This is a genomic window from Enterococcus sp. LJL120, from assembly GCF_054871765.1.
Genome location: NZ_JBTXLV010000042.1, coordinates 1 through 1,027, shown reverse-complemented (window position 1 = coordinate 1,027; position 1,027 = coordinate 1). Strand labels below are relative to the sequence as shown.

Below are 1,027 nucleotides of genomic sequence, written 5' to 3'. Positions count from 1 at the left end.
CTTAACTAAAACAAGATGTAATTATATCACAAAATATTAGGAGAGTACTACGGAATTATGTATAAAATAAACTCAACCATTCATGTGAACTACCTATGGAAATCGTTTGTTCTTCTTTTTTTCTTCCTATTCATAACTATTCTGATGCCTACTAGAGTTCATGCAGCAGATACGGAAGACCCGTTAGGGTTCTCGGTCGAAGCTGTACGCCCCGATACCCAAATTGATCAGAATAAAACGTTCTTCTTTATTAAAACGGAACCCGGCCAGCCACAAGAATTAAAAGTGAAAGTGACAGGAACCGGATCTGAATCGGTAAAAATTAAAGTGTATGTCGCAAATGCTGTCACAAGTGAAGAAGCCACGATTGATTATGTCGCTGGAAAAGAAAATAATAGTACATTAGTGAACTCCTTAGAAGAAATAACGTCTATTGATCAAACCGAAATAGAAGTAGCTCCAGAAGAGACGAAGGAAGTGACGCTTACGGTTTCTCCTCCAGCCGAGAGTTATACAGGCGCAAAGATTGGAGCAGTCTATTTTGAGAAGGTGACAGAAGAAGAATCGACGGATGCTGTAAACAGTCAATATGCGTACAGAATTGGAATCATAGCGTCTGGGGATGGAGCGGTTGATTATAGCCGAGGACAGACATTGAATTTGCTTAGCGCTGAGCCAGAGCTCCTTAGGCTACAAAAAACGATTGGATTAACGTTTGAAAATCCTGAGTCTCAGGTCATTTCAGATTTTTCAATGAAGATTGAAATAGTAGATAAAGAAAGTGGTGCGGTTGTAAAAACACAATCGATGAACAAAGGATCGATTGCACCTAACAGTCAGTTTACCTATCCGGTCGATTGGGGAATAGATGCGATACCAAGTGGTACGTATATTGCTCGAGTCAGTGCGCAAAGTAATCTACACGAGTGGGAACTTGAACAAGAATTTACCATAAGTGCTGAGAAGGCTAAAGAAATGAATGATGAGACTGTGTTTAAGTTGACCTTACCTTCTTGGTTTTATATCT

1 protein-coding gene is annotated in these 1,027 nt (G+C 39.6%); it reads left to right on the top strand.

The features are described 5' to 3' along the window. Window positions 1–57: 57 nt before the first annotated feature. On the top strand, window positions 58–1,027 hold a 970-nt coding region (locus ACYSNU_RS18920; protein WP_461738619.1), incomplete at its 3' end, for a DUF916 and DUF3324 domain-containing protein.